At 69.6% G+C, this 20,866-nt stretch carries 12 protein-coding genes; 5 read left to right on the top strand and 7 right to left on the bottom strand.

Features of this window, described 5'->3' with window-relative positions:
* Positions 1-169 precede the first annotated feature (169 nt).
* The gene (locus tag ACFU5V_RS32000; protein ID WP_378703946.1) at positions 170-640 is read left to right on the top strand and encodes a hypothetical protein; all 471 of its coding nucleotides are present in this window, start codon (positions 170-172) and stop codon (positions 638-640) included.
* Between the two features lie 244 nt (positions 641-884).
* Here ACFU5V_RS32000 and ACFU5V_RS31995 read toward each other — a convergent pair whose 3' ends face one another.
* Entirely contained in the window at positions 885-1,451 is a 567-nt protein-coding gene (locus tag ACFU5V_RS31995) for a hypothetical protein (protein WP_378703945.1), read from the bottom strand.
* Between the two features lie 547 nt (positions 1,452-1,998).
* Between ACFU5V_RS31995 and ACFU5V_RS31990 the strand changes: the two genes are divergently transcribed.
* A complete protein-coding gene (locus ACFU5V_RS31990) occupies positions 1,999-2,394 on the top strand; it encodes a hypothetical protein (RefSeq protein WP_378703944.1) in 396 nt (131 codons plus the stop codon).
* A 32-nt stretch (positions 2,395-2,426) separates the two neighbouring features.
* On the opposite strand, the gene ACFU5V_RS31985 is transcribed toward ACFU5V_RS31990, so the two are convergent.
* Genes ACFU5V_RS31985 through ACFU5V_RS31965 form a run of 5 tightly spaced genes read right to left on the bottom strand, consistent with a single transcriptional unit; the run spans position 2,427 to position 8,773 of the window.
* Positions 2,427-3,722: a lysine N(6)-hydroxylase/L-ornithine N(5)-oxygenase family protein gene (locus ACFU5V_RS31985; RefSeq protein WP_378703943.1), complete on the bottom strand. Its 1,296-nt coding sequence runs from the start codon at positions 3,720-3,722 to the stop codon at positions 2,427-2,429.
* Entirely contained in the window at positions 3,719-5,155 is a 1,437-nt protein-coding gene (locus tag ACFU5V_RS31980) for an aldehyde dehydrogenase family protein (RefSeq protein ID WP_378703942.1), read from the bottom strand. Before ACFU5V_RS31980 ends, ACFU5V_RS31985 begins: the two co-directional genes overlap by 4 nt.
* Positions 5,156-5,208: 53 nt before the next feature.
* Positions 5,209-6,537: a salicylate synthase gene (locus tag ACFU5V_RS31975; protein WP_378703941.1), complete on the bottom strand. Its 1,329-nt coding sequence runs from the start codon at positions 6,535-6,537 to the stop codon at positions 5,209-5,211.
* Complete coding sequence (locus tag ACFU5V_RS31970; RefSeq protein ID WP_378703939.1) at positions 6,534-8,141, bottom strand: (2,3-dihydroxybenzoyl)adenylate synthase; 1,608 nt, start codon at positions 8,139-8,141, stop codon at positions 6,534-6,536. The genes ACFU5V_RS31975 and ACFU5V_RS31970 overlap by 4 nt, the downstream gene beginning before the upstream one ends.
* Positions 8,138-8,773, bottom strand: a complete 636-nt coding sequence (locus tag ACFU5V_RS31965; RefSeq protein WP_378703937.1) for a GNAT family N-acetyltransferase — start codon at positions 8,771-8,773, stop codon at positions 8,138-8,140. The genes ACFU5V_RS31970 and ACFU5V_RS31965 overlap by 4 nt, the downstream gene beginning before the upstream one ends.
* Before the next feature lie 167 nt (positions 8,774-8,940).
* Here ACFU5V_RS31965 and ACFU5V_RS31960 point away from each other — a divergent pair, with 167 nt between their 5' ends.
* Positions 8,941-15,483 (top strand): amino acid adenylation domain-containing protein, encoded by a 6,543-nt coding sequence (locus ACFU5V_RS31960; protein ID WP_378703935.1) that lies wholly within the window; start codon positions 8,941-8,943, stop codon positions 15,481-15,483.
* 10 nt (positions 15,484-15,493) lie between these two features.
* Here the strand turns inward: ACFU5V_RS31960 and ACFU5V_RS31955 are convergent, their stop codons facing one another.
* Entirely contained in the window at positions 15,494-16,471 is a 978-nt protein-coding gene (locus tag ACFU5V_RS31955; RefSeq protein ID WP_378703934.1) for an ABC transporter substrate-binding protein, read from the bottom strand.
* 105 nt (positions 16,472-16,576) lie between these two features.
* Between ACFU5V_RS31955 and ACFU5V_RS31950 the strand changes: the two genes are divergently transcribed.
* Both ACFU5V_RS31950 and ACFU5V_RS31945 read left to right on the top strand, forming a co-directional pair.
* On the top strand, positions 16,577-17,350 hold the full coding sequence (locus ACFU5V_RS31950; RefSeq protein WP_378703933.1) for a hypothetical protein: 774 nt from the start codon (positions 16,577-16,579) through the stop codon (positions 17,348-17,350).
* 47 nt (positions 17,351-17,397) lie between these two features.
* A complete protein-coding gene (locus ACFU5V_RS31945; protein WP_378703931.1) occupies positions 17,398-20,841 on the top strand; it encodes an amino acid adenylation domain-containing protein in 3,444 nt (1,147 codons plus the stop codon).
* The last annotated feature ends 25 nt before the right edge of the window (positions 20,842-20,866 follow it).

The following is a 20,866-nucleotide window of genomic DNA, read 5'->3' as shown; positions in this document are numbered from 1 at the left end:
AAACTGTCCTGATTCCACCAGTCTTGGATCGGCATGGAGCCATCTTGGCGCGTGCGAGCAAGCTGCAAGTGCGATTCGGGCTTGCGGAGGCGCCGGACGAGGATCCGCTCCTGGCAATCGTGCGCCCGTCATTCAAATCGTCATGTCCGTGAATGGGTAGGGTGTGCCAGTGATTGTCGCTGTCGAAGGGCCCAGTGCCGCCGGAAAAACCACGTGGTGCCGCTCAACCGGGCGAGCATTCGTCGCCGAATACACCCCGACAGGGCAGGAACCGGACGGAACCGATCCGTCTGAGCAGGCGAACTACTGGGCGCAGGTCAACGCGCACCGGTGGACACAGGCGCTGACCTTGGAGGACGCCACCGGTATGGCGGTATGCGACAGCGACCCGCTGAAACTGCATTACAGCTGGTGCCTGGCCGCAGTGGGTGCGGCACCGATCACACGATTCGAGCACGAACTCGCCGCTGCCTGTCAGATGTTCGCTCGGCGCCGTCTTGGATTCGCCGATGTGGTGCTGTTGTCGATCCCCGATACCCAGCAACTGGTGGCGCAACGCGATGGTGACCGCACTCGTCGACGCATTTCGACTTGCATGTCCGACTCGCCGATCCGCTGGCCGAATGGTACGCAGTCCTAGATCGCCTCGATCCGGGCCGCGTAGTCGACGGATTCCCGCCTGAGCTCGACGGCGCGACAGTGGCACCACCGCGGCCCGACCGCCACGACATCGAGTTGTTGGAGGGTTTGGTCGGCGAGCTGCCCACACTGTGACGCACTAACGCTCTGGATCGATCTCAGATCAGCGAAGTGCGAGTTCACCAGTGGTCGATCGGCTACCGTCCGCCGATCGCTCGAGACAGGCAGCACCCTCGGCACACCGGTCAACCGTTCCATCGCACCGGCCCGGACAGTCTGACGGTGGCATCTTCTCCGATGTCGAACTCTGATTCCGGTTCTTGCTGCCGGGACTCCGGAGTCCACAGACCGTCCGAAGCCCTGCGTTGGACAAGCGGCGTCGTCTCGGTCTCGTCCGCGGGCCACACCACGGTCCAGAACTTCTCTGTCGGTTCGTCCACTACTTGGTCCCATGCGGATACGCGACCGACAACATGTCCTCGTATGCCGAGCTTCCCGGACGAAGGGGTGTCGATCTGCCCGAAGGCTTCCTGCACCATCCCACTATTGGTGATCACTCGCAGGGCCGCCGGTGCAGAGAAGACCGCCTCGTCGACGTTGTCCCACTCCGCCGAGTCGCTCCACTGAGGCGGCGAATGCAACACGTCTATCCCGACTGTTACCGGTCCGCATGCGATCCCCGTATGGAAGGTGGCGAAGGCGGTCCCAGTATCGAATACACTGCCGAATTCTTGAAAGGCTGTGGTGTCGGCATCCGGAGCAGCAAGGTTGAATTGGTGATTGTCAGCTTCGACGTTGAACCACTGTGTCATGTATCCAGTCAAACACTCGCATCCATGCCTACTAGGGTGATCAGCGCTCGCTTGCAACCAAACAGCGGAGAATGCCGAGCTGATGTCCCGGTCATCGATCCTCCTACGGTGTCACTGATGCAGCTGTCGCTAAACGCTTCCGCTCAACGCAGTCCTTCATCCGTTACGACTGCTCAAATTGGAGCGAATCGGATCCGTCGTCATCGGGCGACGGTGATGGAAGACATGACCGAGCGCACGAATTGCAAGCAGTAGACCTACCAAGGTCAGCCCTATGGCGTCACCCACCCGATAGCGCAAGCGGTTCACGCAGACCCGCTCCATCTCACTGCGAGGCAGAGGTCGAGATTGCATCACGACTTCTCCAGACCCAACCTCTGTCACCTGCAACTGGTCACCGGGCTTCGGGTCCGTCAAAGAACCGCAGAGAATCTCCCGTTGGCCGACGCTGTCTGCTGGAACGGACACATCGGCAAGTACCGCCCTCCCGCCGCCGACCAGGGAACTGTAAGAACAATGGTGTAACCCTGAAAGGAGATGCACCATTATGACTGATGTAATTGATCGTGAGGCCGAATCGAACTCGGCACGTGTGGGTGTCAGCGACGCGAGCCTGCAGGAGCTGGTGGATCAGGCCCGGGCCGACGGCCTGCAGCTCACCGGTGAGGGTGGGTTGCTGGCGACGATCCGGAACGTCTCCACCGGCTGGGACAACGGCCTCAAAGCCCTCGTCACCGAACACGGTGTCACCGTCGACGACGCCCCAACCCACCCACCTGCCCCCACCTACCCTCCCACTCCCCCGACCGGCACCCACGAACGTGATTCACCCGCCCGCGCCCACCCCCACACCGGTACCGGCGCCGCAGCCGCAGCGATAGGACCAAGCGCTATCAGAAACTGTCCTCGAAGTCCTGAGACAGATCTGTCCCCGAAGTCCTGAGACATGACAGCGTGCGCGGGGACACTTATCGCTCACGTAGAGGTGGCGCGGTGGGCGAGCACCGAATGCAGCACCTCACCGGCCCGGACGGCGACGTTGGACAACAGCGACGACGTGATCCCGTGCGTGGTTTCGGTTCCACCCTGGAGGTAGATGCCCGCCCGCAGGCACGGGTCGGTTCGCAGGCGATAGTCGCGGGACACCTCCCGCGACGACTCGGTCGAGGGCAGGAAGTCTCCGAACAGTGGGCGCAGGGGCGCCGGGGTGTATCCCGTTGCCAGCACGACGGCGTCACACATCACCGTCTCGACGGTACCGTCCAGCAGATTCCGGATCGAGACCTGAAGTCCGCGATCCGTTTCGACGGTGCCGGTGATCGTGGACGCGCGGCGCATGAACAGGCGGCGCTCGCCACGGACCCGTTCCTGATACTCCGTGGCGTAGAGGGACTCGATGAGTTCGGAGTCGACCGCCGAATAGTTGGTGCCCCGGTGCAGTCGCAGGAGGCGATCGCGCTCCTGCGGGGGTGCGCGATGCAGCTCGTCGACGGTGCCGGGGTCGAAGATCCGGTTGGCGTACGGACTGTCGTCGGCCGGGCTGTAGCCGAATCGGGCGAAGACGTTGTGGATCTCGGCGTCCCGATACGTGGCGTGGAGGTACTGGACGACCTCCGCCGCGCTCTGTCCGGCGCCGAGTACGACGAACCGCCCGTGTCGCGGCTCGGGAAGTTCCGCCATCCGGGTGAGGAAATCATTGTTGTGGAAGCAGCGAGGCGACGGGGTCACCCAGTCCGGAATCCGGGGCGCCAGACCGGTACCCATCACCACGTTGCGGGTCCGGACCTGTGTTCCGTCCGCCGTCTCCACCAGGAACTCGTCGGCGAAACCCCGGTCGTCGAACAGTGGGCGCACTCGCCGCACGGACGACCGGTACCGGACGTCGGCATCGACCTGCTCGGCTGCCCACCGCAGGTAGTCCTGGAATTCGTACCGGGAGGGGAAGAACGTCTGGTGGTTGACGAAATCGATGAGTCGTCCGCGCTCGAACAGGTACGCGAGGAACGTGTACCGGCTCGTCGGGTTCCGCAGTGTCACCAGATCTTTCGGGAACGCGACCTGCATAGTCGCACCGTCCAGCAGCATCCCCGGATGCCAGGAGAATCGGTCCTGACTCTCGAAGTAGCGGGCGCCGATCCGCTCGTCCGGCGGACAGCTCGTGTTGTGCTCCTCGACCGCGATCGCGAGGGACAGGTTGGACGGACCGAATCCGACGCCGACGATGTCGAGACCGACAGGGCCGCCGGGTTTTCTCCCGGCCTGCTCGGTCACGGTCCCGACCGTCCCGGCGCCGGCTGCGGAACGCTGTCGTCCTCGTCGAACTCGGCGCCGAATATCTCCGTCAGGTCGGGCAACACCGGCGGAACCGGGTAGGAGACCGTCGTCGTGTTCATGAAGTGGCGGAACGTGATGTTCACCGACCGGCTGCAGCCACCCCAGCTGCCGCTGGACACCGTCGACGTGAACGCGACCCCGTTGTCGAAACTTCCGGCGTTGCCCATCGTGGACTGGTTCACCATCACCCGGCACACGTCCGTCGCGGCGGCGAGTTGCGCGACGCGGGCACGGGCGACGTCGTCGTCACCGGTGTAGATGCCACAACTGTGGCCCGTTCCGCTGTGGGCGAGGATGCACCCGAGTTGGTCGACCGCCGAGCCGAAGTCGGAGTACGGGGCGACGGTGACCAGAGGGGTCAGCTTCTCCGTGAAGAGCGGGTGGCCGGGTTCGGGTCGCGGTCGCTGCACGATCAGACCCGCCATCGCGTGGTGTGCGGGCGGTTCGAAGCCGCAGCGGTCGGCGATCACCCTGGCCGGGCGCCCGACCAGCGTCCGGTCGTGTACCCCATCGCGCCAGAGCGTGTGCTGCACCAGGGTGGCCTGCTCTTCCGTGCACAACCATCCGCCGCACGACACCAGCGCGCTAACGAGCGGTTCGAGTCGAGTCCGGTCCACCAGGACGTTGCTCTCCGACGAGCACGAGGTGCCGTTGTTGAACGCCGCGCCCGAGATGATCTTCGACGCGGCGTCGCCGATGTCGGCCAGGTCGTCGACGATCACGGTCGCGTTGCCGGATCCGCCGCTGACCGCGGGTGTCCCGCTGCGGTAGGCCCGCTGCACGGTGTTCCGCCCGCCCGTCGCGACGACGAAATCTGCGGCCGCCATCAGCGCGGACGTGAGGTCGCGGTCGGGGGCGTCCAGCAGTTGCACCAGATCCGGGTCGGCGCCGGTACATCGTAAACCGGTCCGGATCTGTTCGACGGCGACCGTCACGGCGGCCGCGGCCGCGGGGTGGGAACCGATCACCACCGCGTTGCGTGTCTTGAGCGCCGAGAGCACGTTGGTCGCGACGGCGGTGCACGGCGCCGTCGCCGGCACGACGACCGCGATCACGCCCAGCGGTTTGGCCCACGTCACCGTGCCGCGAGCGGGATCGCGCGCGACCTCCCCGACGGTGCACTGTCCGTGCATGTCCCGCAGGGTGCCGAGAACCCGCTTCCGGTGCAGCGTGAACAGGTCGGCGACATCGCCCATCCGGGTCGCGTCGACGGCCAATCGGGCGAGCAGGGACGCGTTCTCGGCCCGGAAGCATTCCCATCCGACGGCACGGACCACGTCGTCGGTGCGCGATTGGTCCCATCCGCCGGTCGTGGCGCGGGCCGCCCGGGCCCGCCGGACCGCTCCGTCTGCCGCTGTCTCTGCCTGCATAGCTACCCTTCGTGGGTGTGTGCCGCCGTCACTGTCCGGTGCGCCGGGGTCGATCACTCTCTCGCAGGAACGAGATAGGGCGCGATGCTGGCGAACTTCTCGCAGGTCTCCTCGAACTCCCGGTCCGGCGACGACTGTGCGATCACGCCGGCACCGGCCCGCAGCCACGTCCGGCCGTTCTCGGCGTACACGGCGCGCAGGACGAGGGCCGCCTCCAGCGATCGCCGATGTGAGACACGCACGACCGCACCGGAATACAATCCGCGGGCGGATTCGTCGAGGCGGAAGATGGCGTCGACGGCGACAGCCTTCGGCACACCGGAGACCGTCACGGACGGGAACAGGGCTTCGAGCGCCTCCCAGTTGGTGCGTCCCTGCGCCAACCGCCCCTGGACGGTGGAGGCGAGATGCTGGACGCTGCCGCGTTGGCGGACCGACATGAAATCCGAGACGCAGGGGCTTCCCGGCTCGGCGATCGAGGCGACGTCGGCGAACGAGGCGCGGACGGAGACCGCGTGCTCGGTGATCTCCTTCGGGTCCGTCTCCAACTGGGTGCGGGCGAGGAGATCGAGATCCGTGCCGCGGCCGAATGCGCGGGTGCCGGCGAGCGGTTCGGTGGTGACGACTCCGGCGGCGTCGACCGCACCGACCAACTCCGGGCTGAAACCGGTGGCCGCGAGCCCCCCGAGTCGGAGGAGGAACGACCGGGCGGGGGAGTTGTGGGTGCGTCCCCGGACGTAGGTGGCGGGGAGATCGACCGCGAACGGGACGGTGATCTCCCTCGACAGAATGACCTTCTGGTAAGCGCCGCAGCGGATCTCCTCGACGGCCTTGGCGACGCGGTCGCGAAAGGACGTCGGGTCCGTTCGGACGTCGACCGTGCCGGCGGCACGCGGTGGGTCCGCCGCGGACGTGAGGAGAAGGTCGCGGACCCGGGTGCGCGTGGCGTCGTCGCCGCCGTCGATCCGGGCTCCCGACTCGGTGACATGCACTTCGATGTGCGGGACGAGAAGCCGGGCCAGCTTGGTCGGCGACTGCAGGCGCGCCGCGGACCGCAGGTGATAGGCGCAGAATTCGAAGCCGATCCAGCCGTAGACGCTCTGCCCGTCGACGGGAAGTGAACTCAGCGCCTCGTCGAGTGCCCGCGCAGGCAGGCCCGACCACGCCGACACACGGTCCCGGCGGTCCCACCGGACGCGCAACGCGTCGGAGTCGAGTTCGATCGCCCCGCGGGTTCCGCCCGCGAAGGTCCACTCGCCCGGACGCTCGTACACCACGTAGTCGTCGAATCCGCCTGCCGAGGCGAGGTGCGCGACCGCAGCCACGGGATCTCCGTTCCTCGCGACCCACAGTGGGTCGTCACCGCCGGCCACCGCACTCATCCGATGTCCGCGGCAACCGCACGCTTGTCGATCTTCCCGACCGCCGTGACCGGCAGGTGCTCGACGCCGCGAAGCAGGTCGGGGTGCTTGAACGGTGCCAGACCGCGTCCGGTCAGAAAGTCCTTGATCTGCGCGAGGGTGGGCATCGTGTCGTCGACGACCATTGCTGCACACACTCGTTCACCCAGATTGTCGTCGGGCAGGCCGACCACCGCGACCTGGACCACGGCCGGATGCGCGAGCAGGTGCTCCTCCAGTTCGCCGGCGGACACGCTCTCGCCGCCCCGGTTGATGACGTCCTTGATGCGGCCGGTGACGACCAGGTGACCGGACGGCAGTCTGCGGACCAGGTCGCCGCTGCGGTAGAAGCCGTCGGCGGTGAAGGCGCGGGCGTTGTGCTCGGCGGCGCGGTAGTACCCCCGGATGGTGTAGGGGCCGCGCGTGAGCAGCTCGCCTTCGGCTCCGGCCGGGACGTCGTGGCCCGCGTCGTCGACGATCCGGACCTCGTCGAGGTCGGACAGCGGCTTGCCCTGGCTGATCGCGACCAGATCGTCGGGGTCGTCGAGCCGGGTGTAGTTGAGCAGCCCCTCGGCCATCCCGAACACCTGTTGCAGCGCGGCGCCCAGCCGGGGCCGGACGTCACGGGCCGCGTTCTCGGCCAGCTTCGCACCGCCGACCTGCAACAGTCGCAGGGAACCCGGGTCGGCGGATTCCCACTCCGTGGCGGCGCACCACAGTTGCGCGAGCGGCGGCACGACGGCGGTGACGGTGGCGTGGTGCCGTTCGATGGCGGCGAAGGCGGACTCGGGGCTCGGGTCGGCGAGGAACGTCACCGCGCCGCCGACACCGAACGTGCCGAGAATGCCGGGGCAGGCGAGCGGGAAGTTGTGGGCGGCAGGCAATGCGACGAGGTAGACGTCGTCTCCGGTCAGACCGCACACCTCTGCGCTCGCCCGCGCGTTGTAGGCGTAGTCGTCGTGGGTGCGGGCGATGAGTTTGGGAACGCCCGTCGTCCCACCGGAGATCAGCAGCACCGCGACATCGGCCGGATCGACGGTGGGAAGCTCGCGGGGATCGGCGGGAACCGACGCCAGCGGCGTGAATTCCCCGGCGTCGCCGTGCACGAGGACGTGTTGGACGGACGGCGCGACGGTACGGACGGTCCGTGCCAGCTCGCGGTAGTCGTACCCGCCTGCCCGGTCGGCGACGACGTACCCGACTGCGCCCGACAGCGCGGCGAGGTGCCCGATCTCCCGTTCGCGGTGCGCGGGCAGGCACAGCACGGGGATGGCGGCCGCCCGGAGCAGCCCGAAGAACACCACCGCGAACTCGGGGACGTTGGGGAGCTGGACGACGACCCGGTCGCCGGCGGCGATGCCCATCCGGATCATTCCCGAGGCCATCCGGTCGGCCGCCGCGTCGAGTTGCGCGTAGGTGGTCGTGTCGTCGGCCAGGACGGCGGGGCGCTGTGGCCAGCGGTGTGCGGCACGCCGCAGGATGTCGCCCAGTGGTTCGCCCCGCCAGTATCCGCGCGCCCGGTATCGGGCGGAGTCGGCGTCGGGGAAGGAAACGAAACCGACTCTGTGGTCTGCATTTTCGCTCATGTGCGCGCTGTCGGAACGAAGTCGGGTGCCCGGACGGTGGCATAGAGGGCACGCCGCCGATTCGCGGTCTCGTGCTCGCCGAGGAACGTCGCTCCCACCGATTCGAGCGCCCGGCGTGCGGACGCGTTGCGGTGGTCGGGGTCGTACATGATGCGATTGCACTGCGGGTCGTCCCGGAAGACTGCGAGGACGCCCGGCGCGAAGGCGGCGGGCCCGAGGCCGCGGCCGGTGTTGTCGTCGTCCGCGATGGCGATGTGCACGCCGATGTCGTGCGGATCGGCGTAGTAGCAGCGGGCGATGCTGTCCTGGGCGGCCCGGTAGAGTTCGACGTAGGCGGAGCCGACGCCGTGCTGGGTGTAGATCAACGGGACCGAGTAGTTTCCCGCGAGCTGGGCCCGGAGATAGTCGCGCCAGCGCGGCACCGGCCAGGCCGAATCCCAGGCTTCGACCAGGTGGGGGCGCTGCATCCAGTCGGCGATCACCTCCGGATCGGGTCCGTCGGGGTCGGGTATGCGCACTTCGTACGGGTCGCCGAGTTGGGGCACGGGCGGGGCGGGAACGGCCAGCACGTCGGCCGGTAGCCCGGTGGTTATCTGGCGATACAGCAGGTCGGTCGGGTCGAATCCGGTCATCGGGGTCCCGCCTCTCTCGGCTACCGGCTGAGGCGGTCGAAATTGCTTTTCGCCGGAAATCTCGGAGTGGTTTCATTTAGGCTAGGCTCACCCATTCTAGGGAAGGCAACCCTGATTGCCTACCCGAATCGGCAAAACCATCGGAACGTGGGAAGGACCCTCCGACGGTGTCACCCAGCGATGTCGACCCGAACCTGGCCGCGCAGGAGCGGCGACGGACTCTGTTGCGCCGCAAGCTCGCCGAGCGTAATCTGACCGCCGATACCGTCCGTGCCCACGCCGTCCGGAACCGAGATCCGCGATCCCGGTTCCCGCTCTCCGAGGGCCAGAGGCGCATGTGGTTCGTCCACGACCTCGACCCCACCCGCGCCGCACTGAACGTCGGTGTCGGTGTCGAACTTGCGGGCGTGCTCGACACCGACCGGCTGCTTCGCGCGGTGCAGACGGTGACCGCCCGCCACGACCTCTTGCGCACGACGTACCACACCGACGCCGACGGCACCCCGTTCCAGGTGGTGGCCGAGCGGGGCACACCCACGTGGACCGTGCGCGACGTGTCCGCCCTCGCGGCCGGGGAACACGTCGAGCGGATCGCGCGCCTGGCCGCCGAAGAATTCGCCCGGCCGTTCGATCTCACGGCCGACCCGCCGTTGCGCACGACGGTGATTCGCACCGCGCCGGATCGGCACGTGCTGCTCCTCGTCGCGCACCACATCGCGTGGGACGACGATTCCTGGGGGATCTTCTTCGCCGACCTCACCGCGGCGTACGAGAGCACCGCCCCCGTCGACGCCCTCCGGATTCGCGACGAGACCGCTCAGTACCTCGACGTGGCGGTGCTCGACCGTCCCGACACCTCGGAAGCCGATCGCGAAGACGTCGCGTACTGGCGGTCGGTGTTCGCGCTACCGCCGGAGGCACTGGAACTGCCCGGCGAACACGGCCGGCCGACCGCCGTCCCGGGAGCGTCCGCCGCCCTCGGGGGCCGCGTGCCGGACGACGTGGCCGAGCGGGTGCGCGCCCTCGCCCACGAGACCGGTGCCACGCCGTTCATGGTCCTCCTCGCCGCCTTCGTCGCGGTGGTGCACCGCTACACCGGGTCGGGCGATCTCCTCACGGCCACACCGGTCGTCAACCGTCCCGCCGCGGCCGAACGCGCTCTCGGCTATTTCGGCAACACGGTCGTCCTGCGGAACCGGGTCGACCCCCGCGGATCGTTCCGCAGCCTGGTCGAGCACACCCGGGACGTCGCCGTCGGTGCGTTCACCCATCAGGGAGCGGGACTCGACCGCGTGGTGCGCGAGGTGAATCCCGATCGTGGCGGCGGATTCGACGCGCTGCCACGTCTGGGATTCGGTGTCCGCTCCGGCCTCGGACCCGGTTTCGGTCCGCCCGGAATTTCCTGTGCGCGGGCAGACCTGCACGGCGCCGTCGCCCAGGTGCCGCTCGGTGTCATGGCGGAATTCGACGACGGCATCGTGCTCGAACTCGCGTACCAGACCGAGGTGCTCGACGAGCACCTCGCCGCCCAGTTGCTGCGCCATTTCGTGCAGTTCCTGTCGGCCGCCTCGGGGGAGCCGGACGGCCCGATCGACGTCGTCGACCTCCTCGGCGACGACCGGGCGCGCGTGTCGGACCGGTCGAGGGGCGCGCGTGCACCGGCCGCCACCCGGACACTGCCCGACCTCGTGCAGGCCCGGATCGCTCGAACCCCGGACGCGGTGGCCCTGGTACTCGACGACCTCCGGATCACGTACGCCGAACTCGGTGCCCGGGCCAATCGGCTCGCCCACTGGCTGATCGCGCAGTCGATCGGCCCGGAGGACCTCGTGGCACTGCCGTTCGGGCGGTCCGTCGAGATGGTCGTCGCGGCCCTCGCGGTGGTGCAGACGGGCGCCGCGTACCTGCCGATCGACCCCACCTATCCGGCCGACCGGATCGACCACATGCTCACCGACGCGTGTCCGACCACGACCCTCGCCGACCTGGACGCCGCGGAGGCGGCGGCCCGCGACTTCCCCGCGACGCCACCGACGGACGCGGACCGCGTCCGCCCGCTGCGGACCGCGAACCTGGCCTACGTCATCTACACGTCCGGGTCGACCGGGCTCCCGAAAGGTGTGGCCATCTCGCACGCCGCCATCGTCGAGCACTTCGAGTGGATGGAACGCGAGTACGTCGCCTACGACGACGACGCGCTGCTGCAGGTCGCCTCGACGAGCTTCGACGTCTCGGTGGGGGAGATCTTCGGAACCCTGTTCGGCGGTGCCCGGCTGGTCATTCCGAAGCCGGACGGCCTGACCGACATCCCGTACCTGACGGCCCTGTTGCGGACCGAACACGTGACCGCAATGCATTTCGTGCCGTCGCTGCTCGGGTTGTTTCTCATGCTGCCGGGAGCGGACGAGTGGACCAGTCTGCGCCGGGTCCCGATCGGCGGGGAGGCGCTGCCGGGTGAACTCGCCGACACGTTCACAGCGACGTTCGACGCCATGCTGCACAACTTCTACGGGCCCACCGAGACGACGCTCGCTGCCACCCGGTTCAAGGTCGAGGCCGCGCAGGGGACGCGGACCGTTCCGATCGGGACGCCGAAGGCCAACACCGAGGTGTATGTGCTCGACCCGGTGCTGGGTCTCGCGCCGCCGGGCGTCGTGGGCGAGGTCTACATCGGTGGTTCACAGCTGGCCCGGGGATACCTGGGCCGCCCGTCGCTGACCGCCGAGCGGTTCGTCGCGGACCCGCACACACCCGGCGGACGGCTGTATCGCACCGGGGATCTCGCCCGCTGGAACCACGACGGCGACCTCGAATTCGCCGGACGTGCCGACGACCAGGTCAAGATCCGCGGGTACCGGATCGAACTCGGCGAGGTCGAGGCCGCCGTCACCGCGCATCCGGCGGTGGCCGCGGCGGCGGTGATCGCGCACGAGTCGGCGACCGCCGGGAAGTCGCTGGCCGCGTACGTCGTCCCGGCATCGCCCGATCCACTCGACACCGCCGACGTGCGGGCGCGGGTCGCCGACACGCTCCCCGAGTACATGGTCCCGGCGACGGTCACCGTCGTCGGCGAGATCCCGATCACCGCGAACGGCAAGCTGGACCGCGGTGCGCTGCCGGCACCGGAACCGCCGGCGCCGATCCCGTCCCGGGAGCCGTCGACGCCGACCGAGATCAGGCTCTGCGCACTCTTCGCCGACGCGCTCGGCCGCGACCGGGTCGGCGTCGACGAGTCCTTCTTCGACCTCGGCGGGCACTCACTGCTCGCGACGCGACTGGTGTCGCGGTTGCGTGCCGAGTTCGGTGCCGACGTCTCCATCCGCGACGCCTTCGACGTCCCCACCGTCGCCGGCCTTGCCGCGCTGCTCGACGCACGGGTCGAGGCGGCCGGTGCGTCCCCGCGTCCCGGGTTGCGGCGCGCCGAGCGGCCACCGCGAATTCCGCTGTCGTACGCGCAGTTGCGGTTGTGGTTCCTCTACCGGCTCGAAGGGCCGAACCCCACGTACGACATCCCGTTCGCGGCCCGCATCGACGGCCCCCTCGACGCCGGTGCGCTGGCCGAAGCGATCGGCGACGTCGTCGCGCGGCACGAGATCCTGCGCACCACCTACCCGGACCACGAGGGGAAGCCGTACCAGTCGGTGCACGATCCGTCGCCGATCGACGTGCCGCTGGTAGACCTCGGCGCGGACGGCGAATCCCGGCTCGCCGCGGAACTCGCCGATGCCGCCGCGCACAGTTTCGCCCTCGAATCAGACCTTCCGATCCACGCCCGGATCCTGCGCCTCGCACCCGAGGAACACGTCGTCTCGCTCGTGATCCATCACATCGCGGGCGACGAGTGGTCGGCACCGATACTGTTCGGCGACCTCGCCGTCGCCTACGCCGCACGCCTGCGGGGTGCTGCACCGACCTGGCCGGATCTGCCGCTGCAGTACGCGGACTACGCACTGTGGCAACGCGAACTGCTCGACGACGACACCTCCACCGACACGGTGGGCGGCAGGCAGATCGCCTACTGGCGGTCGGTGCTGGCCGACCTTCCGGAGGACACTACGGTTCTCCGCGACCGCCCGCGACCGTCGATCGCCTCGAGCCGCGGCGACACCGTCACGTTCACCGTCCCGGACCGCGTGCACGCCGGGATCGCCGAACTGGCCCGCACGTGCGGCGCGAGCGAGTTCATGGTCCTGCAGACAGCGGTCGCGGTGCTGCTCGCCAAACTGGGTGCGGGCGAGGACATCCCGTTGGGCACTCCCGTCGCGGGCCGCACCGACCACGACCTCCGTGAGATCGTCGGATTCTTCGTCAACACGCTGGTGCTGCGCAACGATCTGTCGGGTGATCCCACCCTGCGCACCGCTGTTCTCCGGGCCCGCGAGGTGGCACTCGGGGCGTTCTCCCACCAGGATCTGCCGTTCGAGCGACTCGTCGACCTGCTCGGACCCGACCGCTCGCTGTCCCGGCATCCGCTGTTCCAGGTGCTGGTGCACCTGCGTGAGTCGGGTGCGCACAGCGAGGTGAGGGCGGTCGGGGACGGCGGCGACGTGCGCCTGACGACGATCGTGCCCGAATCCGACACGGCCAAGTTCGATCTCACCGTCGACTTCCACGTCACCGACGGTGAACTTCGGGGCGGGCTCAACTACCGCACCGATCTGTACGACCGCCGCACCGTCGAACGCCTCGCCACGTGGCTCGGCCGCGTCCTCGCGGAGTTCGCCGACCACCCGGACACGAACCTCCGCGCCGTCGACGTCAGCGCACCCGAGGACCGGGAACGACTGCTCGGCTGGTCGCGCGGCGACGAGCCCGATCCCGCGGCGCCCACGTCGGTGCCCGAACTACTCGAGCCGAGCCGCGCAGTCGGCCCCGACGTGGTCGCCGTCGAGTGTGGTGACGACACGATCACGTATCCGCGGCTGCACGTTCTCAGCGAACGGCTCGCCGCCCTGTTGCGCCGGCGCGGCGCCGGTCCCGACACCTTCGTCGCCCTCGCGGTTCCCCGGTCGATCGACATGGTGGTCGCACTCGTCGCGGTGATGAAGTCGGGCGCGGCGTTCCTTCCCCTCGACCTGCGGTATCCGGCGGAGCGGCTCGCGTTCATGATCGCCGACGCCGCCCCGGTCTGCATCGTCACGACCGGCGCGATCGGGGGGACGCTGCCGCGGGTGCCGGGGGCGGACCTGCTGGTCCTGGACGATCCGGCGACCCGCGGCGAACTCGACGGCGTCGCGGTGGAGACGCTCCCGTTTCCCCGCGGCGATCACGCCGCCTACTTCCTCTTCACGTCCGGATCCACCGGCCGTCCGAAGGGGGTCGTCGGAACACACCGGGCGATGGCGAACCGCCTCGCCTGGCAGCCCCGGTTGTTCCCGGTGCACCCGCCGGCGGATGCATCCGACGCCGGTGACGTGCGGCTCGCGCAGGGATCGCTCAGTTTCCTCGACGGCGGTCTCGAATTGCTGGCGGGCCTCGCCGCCGGCGCCCGGCTGATCCTCGCCGACGACGCCGAGGCACGCGACCTCGAGGCCCTGGCCCGGCTCCTCGGCCGTCATCCGATCGGCCAGGTCACCGCCGTGGCCAGCGCGGTGTCCGTGCTCGTCGACACCGCACCCGAGACCGTGCGCCGGGTCCCGCGCTGGGTGTGCAGCGGCGAGCCGCTCACACCGTCGCTGCTCGCCGCACTCGCGGGCACGGCACCGGACAGCGACGTCGTGAATGCCTACGGCACCACCGAAACCGCGGGCTCCATCGTCCGCGGCCTGATGGAACCGGGCGTCCTGCGGGTCGGCAGGCCGGTGCCCGGTGTGCGTCTGCTCGTCCTCGACGACACCCTGACACCGGTGCCGGAGGGGGTGGTCGGTGAGATCTACGTGGCGGGCGCTCAATTGGCGCGGGGGTACTGGAACCGCCCGGGTCTCACGGCGGCACGCTTTGTCGCGCACCCGGCCCCGGACCGCCCGGGCGAGCGGCTGTACCGAACCGGCGACCGCGGGTCGTGGAACTCGGACGGCCGTCTGGTCTTCGCCGGGCGCACCGATCACCAGGTGAAGGTGCGCGGGTTCCGGATCGAGCTCGGCGAGGTGGAGAACGCGCTGCGGTCGGCGCCGGGGGTTGCCACGGCGGCGGCGCGGACGTACGGCCGCGACGGTGCGACGTCGCTCGCCGCCTACGTGGTTCCGCGCGACACCGGGGAGGAGCGGGACGAGGGCCAGTTCCTGGCCGGCGTGCGCGCCCACCTGGACCGGACTCTGCCCGGATACATGCTGCCCGCGACGGTCACGGCGCTCGACACCATGCCCACGACGGGCTCCGGCAAACTCGATCGGCTGTCCCTCCCCGTCCCGCAGGTGGCGACCGGCGGCCGCTTCGAACCCCCCGCCACCGCGACCGAACGGGCGCTGGCCGCCCTGTTCGAGGAGATCCTGGGGGTCACGGACGTCGGCAGGAGCGACGGGTTCTTCACGCTCGGCGGCGACAGCATCGTCTCCATCCAGTTGGCGGGCCGCGCGCGCTCCGCGGGCGTGGTGCTGACCCCGCAACTGGTGTTCGAGTACCCGACGCTCGCCGAACTGGCCGCGGCGTGCGACCGCGCCGCCGCGCAGGGAGAGCCGGAACCCGCCGAGCCGAGCGCACCGATGAGTGTGTCCGGACTGGACCCCGACCAGTTGGCGGCGCTGCAGAAGTCGTGGGACGCGCGGAGTTGACGGCGACCGGTCAGCCCTGCGCGGCGCCCGACAGGGCCGGTTCGAGTGCGTCGAGCACGTAGGGGATGGACAGCGGTGACGGGACGTTGAGGCCCGTCCCGGTGGCGAGGTCGAGGAACGCGACCCCGTTCTTCCGGACCGCGGGAAGCTCGTCCCAGCCCGGCAGCGACGCCGCGCTGCTCTGGAATCCCTCCTGGCCGGTCATGACCAGCAGGTCGACGTTCAGCTCGTTCACCCGTTCCGGAGAGAGCGGGATGCGACCGCCGGCACCTGCCTGGTCGACGAGGTTCTGTGGAAGCGCCAGGCCGAGATCGGAGAACAGGTCGGCGGCGCCGTCGTCCGGATCGGCGAGCACCATCAGCTGCGTCGGACCGTACAGGTAGGTGGTGGCGAACGTCTTGCCGGCCAGCCCGGGATTGCGGGCGGCGACCTCACCGATGCGGGCGTGCACGCCGTCGGTCACCGACCTGGCCTGATCCTCCTTGTCCAGGATCCTGCCCATGATCTCGACCTGGTCCTCCCACGACTCGATCTGCGATGTGCTGATGCTCGGCAGTGTCGGCGCGAGTTGGCTCAGCCGGTCGTACGACTGCTGGTCCGTGGCGAATCCGGGCGCGAGGACGAGATCGGGGTTCAGCGCCGCGACCTGTTCGACGATGTCGCCGCGGGCATCGATCGCCGTTCCGTTCGCCAGCTCCGCCGGTTCCCACGGACCCGGCGATCCGCCCGTGGTGAGTGCGACGTTGTCGATGTAGCCGACCGGGGTGACCCCCAGAACCTGGGTCGCGTCGAGCCATTGCGTGCCCAGAGCCACGATCCGTTCGGGAATCCCGTCGATCGTGGTCGAGCCCATCGTGTGGTCGATGGTGACGGTGCGCCCCGATTCCGGCTTGGCGGGTGTCGCTTCGCCGCAGGCCGCCGCGGACGCGAAGGTGAGCGCGCCGGCGACGAGGACGGCAGCGATTCGCCGGATGCGGCCGCGCGCCACGGACGGCTGGTGAGTTCGGTGAGGCGAGGGTGGAACCTGCTTCGGACTCCGCATGAAAGGAATCGTTCCAGCCTGAGCCGGATTAGAAAAGGCTAAGCTAACAGATTGTTGGTCGAGCACGTGTCCCTCAGCGAGGACGAGATGCGATCACAAGAGAAATCCGGTTCGATGTCCGTGGTCACCGTGGCGGTCGCCGCGGGAGTGTCCGCTGTCGTCTCGGCGATCGTCGTCTCGATCGGCGTCGTCGGGATGGTTCTGCTGGACCAGAAGGCCGTCTCGCCGCCGCAGACCATCGTCGCGGCATTTCCCAGCCAGGCCCCCGCGGCCCCGGCGCCGGCGCCCGGCCCGGCCGCTCCCGCCTCCCCGGGCGTGAGCGCGCGGCCCGGGTCGGTCGCTCCGCCTGCCGCGGTGCAGTCGGCTCCGCCGGTCGCGCCACCGCCTGCTGCCGCCCCCGCACCCGCAGCGCCACCACCGCCCGCGGTGGCGGAGGAACCGCCGGCAGCCGACGAGACCGTGACCCCACCGGCCCCGCCGGTCCTGTCGGAGGCGCAGTTGGTCGGCAAACTGCAACTCCTCCTCGACCCCGGAACCGCGCCGGAGACGAAAGCGGGCGAACTCGAGGCAGGCGAAGCCGGTCTCGGCATGATCGGACCGGTCGCCGACGCGCTCGCACTCGCCGGTCCTGCATACAGCTGGACCGTCGTCGGTCCGGTGACGGTCGACGGCGACCTGCTCACCGCTCAATTGAAGACGTCACTCGTGGGCTTCGGCGACAGATTCCAGCCGATCACGTGGAAATGGCTCGACGGGAACTGGAAGCTGACCAACGAGAGCGGATGCGCACTGGCGGCGATGGCGATGGTGCCGTGCCCGGCCTGACGTAGGTCGCGACACGGTTGGCGCGAGCGTGCGGCGAAGGAGCAGCGATGGGAAGCGCGCGGATACCCACGGACGACATCCGCGAGTTGGTCTCGCGACAACTCGGAATCCCGGCCGAACGCATCGAACCCGGCGCCGACCTGATCGGTCTGGGCCTCGACTCCATCCGGATGATGAAACTCGCGGGCGGATGGCGCAAACGCGGATTCGACGTGAATTTCGCCGAACTCGCCGCGAATCCGTCGGTGGAGCAGTGGCGTGAGCTCCTCGGCCGACGAGCGCCACGCGATCCCCCGACCCGCCCCGACGGCAGCGCGCCGACCGCTGCGGGCGAGGCCTTCCCCCTGGCGCCCATGCAGCACGCGTACTGGGTGGGACGCGCGGACGGCCAGGAACTCGGTGGCGTCGCAGCCCACCTCTACGTCGAATTCGACGGCCCGGACCTCGATCCCGTCGCGTTGGCGGGCGCCGTCGACGCGCTCGTGGCGCAGCACCCGATGCTGCGCGCGCAGTTTCTCCCCGACGGCACCCAGCGGATACTCGCAGCGCCGGGCAGGCCGGTGTTCACCGTGGTGGATCTCCGGGACCGTGGCGACACGTCGGCGCGGCTCGGCGAACTCCGCGACACGAAGACGCATCAGCGCCTGGCCGTCGAGGACGGGCAGGTTCTCGACGTCACACTCACCCGGTTGCCGGGAGGCCGCGCCCGGCTGCACCTGGACGTCGACATGCTGGCCGCCGACGCGATGAGCTACCGCATCCTCGTGGACGATCTCGCCCGGCTCTACGGCGTCGGCGCGCCGGCGGCAACGAACTACAGCTTCCGGCAGTACCTGGAAAAGTCTGTCGCGCACTCTGTTCAGGAACGCGACCGCGACCGCGACTGGTGGCGGAGCCGGCTCGCCGACCTTCCCGCCGCCCCGGTACTGCCCGTGGTCCCCGACGCGGAGCGGGTCGATCCCTGCCACACCGTCCGCTACCACCGCCGGCTGGACGCCCCCGCGAAGAGCCGGTTGCTCGCCGAATCCCGGCGCCGGGGAATCACGCCGGCGATGGCGCTGGCCTCGGTCTTCGCCGAGGTGATCGGGGGTTGGTCCACCGAACCGCGGTTCCTGCTGAACCTTCCGCTGTTCCACCGCGAGGACACCCACCCCGACGTGGATCGTCTCGTCGGCGACTTCACGTCGTCCGTCCTGCTCGAGGTCGATCTGCGCGACACCGCGTCGGTGGCGGAGCGGGCCGAAGCGCTGCAACGCGCGATGCACGCCGCGGGCGCGCACGACGCCTACTCCGGACTCGACGTACTCCGCGACCTCGGGCGCTTCCGCGGGGAGCCGGTGCTCGCCCCCGTCGTCTACACGTCGGCCCTGAATCTGGGAGAACTGTTCTCCGAGACCGCCACCGACACCTTCGGCGAACCGGTGTGGATCATCTCGCAGGGTCCGCAGGTGCTGCTCGACGCCCAGGTGACCGAGGTCCGCGGCGGGCTGCTCCTCAACTGGGACGTGCGGGCCTCCGCGTTCCGGCCGGGCGTGATCGATGCGATGTTCGCCCGGTACACGGCGGCCGTCGACCGGCTCGCCGATTCCGCGTCCTGGACCGCCCGTGCGGCACCGGGGCTTCCCGCGGACCAGCGTGAGACCCGGACCAGGGTGAACGCCACCGCCGTCGACCGCCCGCGGACCACCCTGCACGAGGGATTCTTCGGGCACGCGGCACTCGCCCCCGACCACCCGGCGGTGCTGTGGGGTGTCGACGGGCGCTGGACGTACGGCGAGCTGGCCGATCGGGCGCTCCGTGTCGCCGGGGCACTCGCAGACGCCGGCGTCGCAGCGGGCGACGCCGTCGCCGTCCACCTTCCCCAGGGTCCGCAGCAGATCGTCGCGGTCCTCGGGGTCCTGGCGGCGGGTGGTGTGTACGTGCCCATCGGATTTCACCAGCCGGACGCACGCCGCGCGCGCATCCTCGACACGAGCGGGGTGGTCGCGGCGATCACGACCGACCCCGCGATCTTCGACGGGACCGGAGTTGCGGCGCTGGCGGTCGATGCCGCGGCCACCCATCCGGCGCCGCGTCCGACCGCGGCCCGGCCCGATCCGGAGGAACCGGCGTACGTGCTCTTCACGTCCGGTTCGACGGGCACGCCCAAGGGAGTCGAGGTTCCGCATCGTGCGGCGATGAACACGATCGCAGACCTGAACGCGCGCTTCGACATCGGTGCGAAAGATCGCAGTCTGGCCGTGTCGGCGCTGGAATTCGACCTGTCGGTGTACGACATCTTCGGACCGCTGTCGGCGGGCGGCGCCGTCGTGGCCGTCGACGACGAGGCACGGCAGTCTCCCGACGGCTGGGTCGACGCCGTTCGCCGGCACCGGGTGACGGTGCTGAACTGCGTGCCGAGCATCCTCGACATGGTGCTGTCCGCCGGCGGCGACGCTCTCGCGGGATCGCTGCGTGTCGTGATCGTCGGTGGCGACGTGGTGGGGGTCGACCTTCCGCGGCGGGTGGCCGCACACCTCCCGGGGTGCCGGTTCGCCGGACTCGGCGGTACGACGGAAACCGCCATCCACTCGACGATCTGCGAGGTGGTGGAGCCACCCGATTCGTGGCGGTCCGTGCCCTACGGCACCCCGCTCGGCAACGTGCAGTGCCGGGTCGTGAACACCGCCGGACTCGACTGCCCCGACTGGGTGACCGGCGAGTTGTGGATCGGCGGACACGGTGTGGCCCGGGGGTATCGCGGCGACCCGGAACGCACCGCGGACCGATTCGTCGACGTCGGCGGGCAGCGCTGGTACCGGACCGGTGATCTCGCCCGGTACCGGCCGGACGGTACTCTCGATTTCCTCGGGCGCGCCGACCACCAGGTGCAGATCCGCGGATACCGGATCGAGTTGGGTGAGGTGGAGGCCGCGTTGCGGGCACTGCCGTCCGTGCACCGGGCCGTGGCAGCCGTCGTCGGAACGGCGACACCGAAACTCGCCGCCGCGGTGACCGTCTCGACACCGGCAGCCGATCTCGCCGGGCAACTCGCCGACCTCCTGCCGGCCCACATGATCCCCGAACGGATCGTGAGCCTGGAGGCCTTCCCACTGACCCCGAACGGGAAGCTGGACCGCCGCGCCGTGCACGCCGTCCTCGACGACGGCGTCGCAGCCCCTGCTTTCGTGGCGCCTCGGACGAGTCTCGAGGCCGCGCTCGCCGACCTCGTCGGCACCGTGCTCGGGCGTCGGGAGGTCGGGGCCGGGGACGACTTCTTCGCCCTCGGCGGCGATTCCGTTCTCGCGACCAGGACGATCGCCCGGATACGCGACTGGCTCGAGGCGCCGCACGCGACCGTCGCCGACCTCTTCGCGGCCCGCACCGTCGCCGCGCTCGCGCACCGCCTGGACACGAACGACCCCGTGCCCGGACGCCTGGAACAGGTGGCCGAGGTGTACCTCGAGGTCGCGGGCATGGACGACGACGAGATCGCCGCGGATGTGGGTTGACCGCCGCGCACTCACCTGCACTGCA

Origin of the sequence: Rhodococcus sp. NPDC057529 (genome assembly GCF_042802055.1) — a bacterium.
GTDB lineage: Bacteria > Actinomycetota > Actinomycetes > Mycobacteriales > Mycobacteriaceae > Rhodococcus_F.
This window is presented reverse-complemented; position numbering and strand designations above follow the sequence as displayed.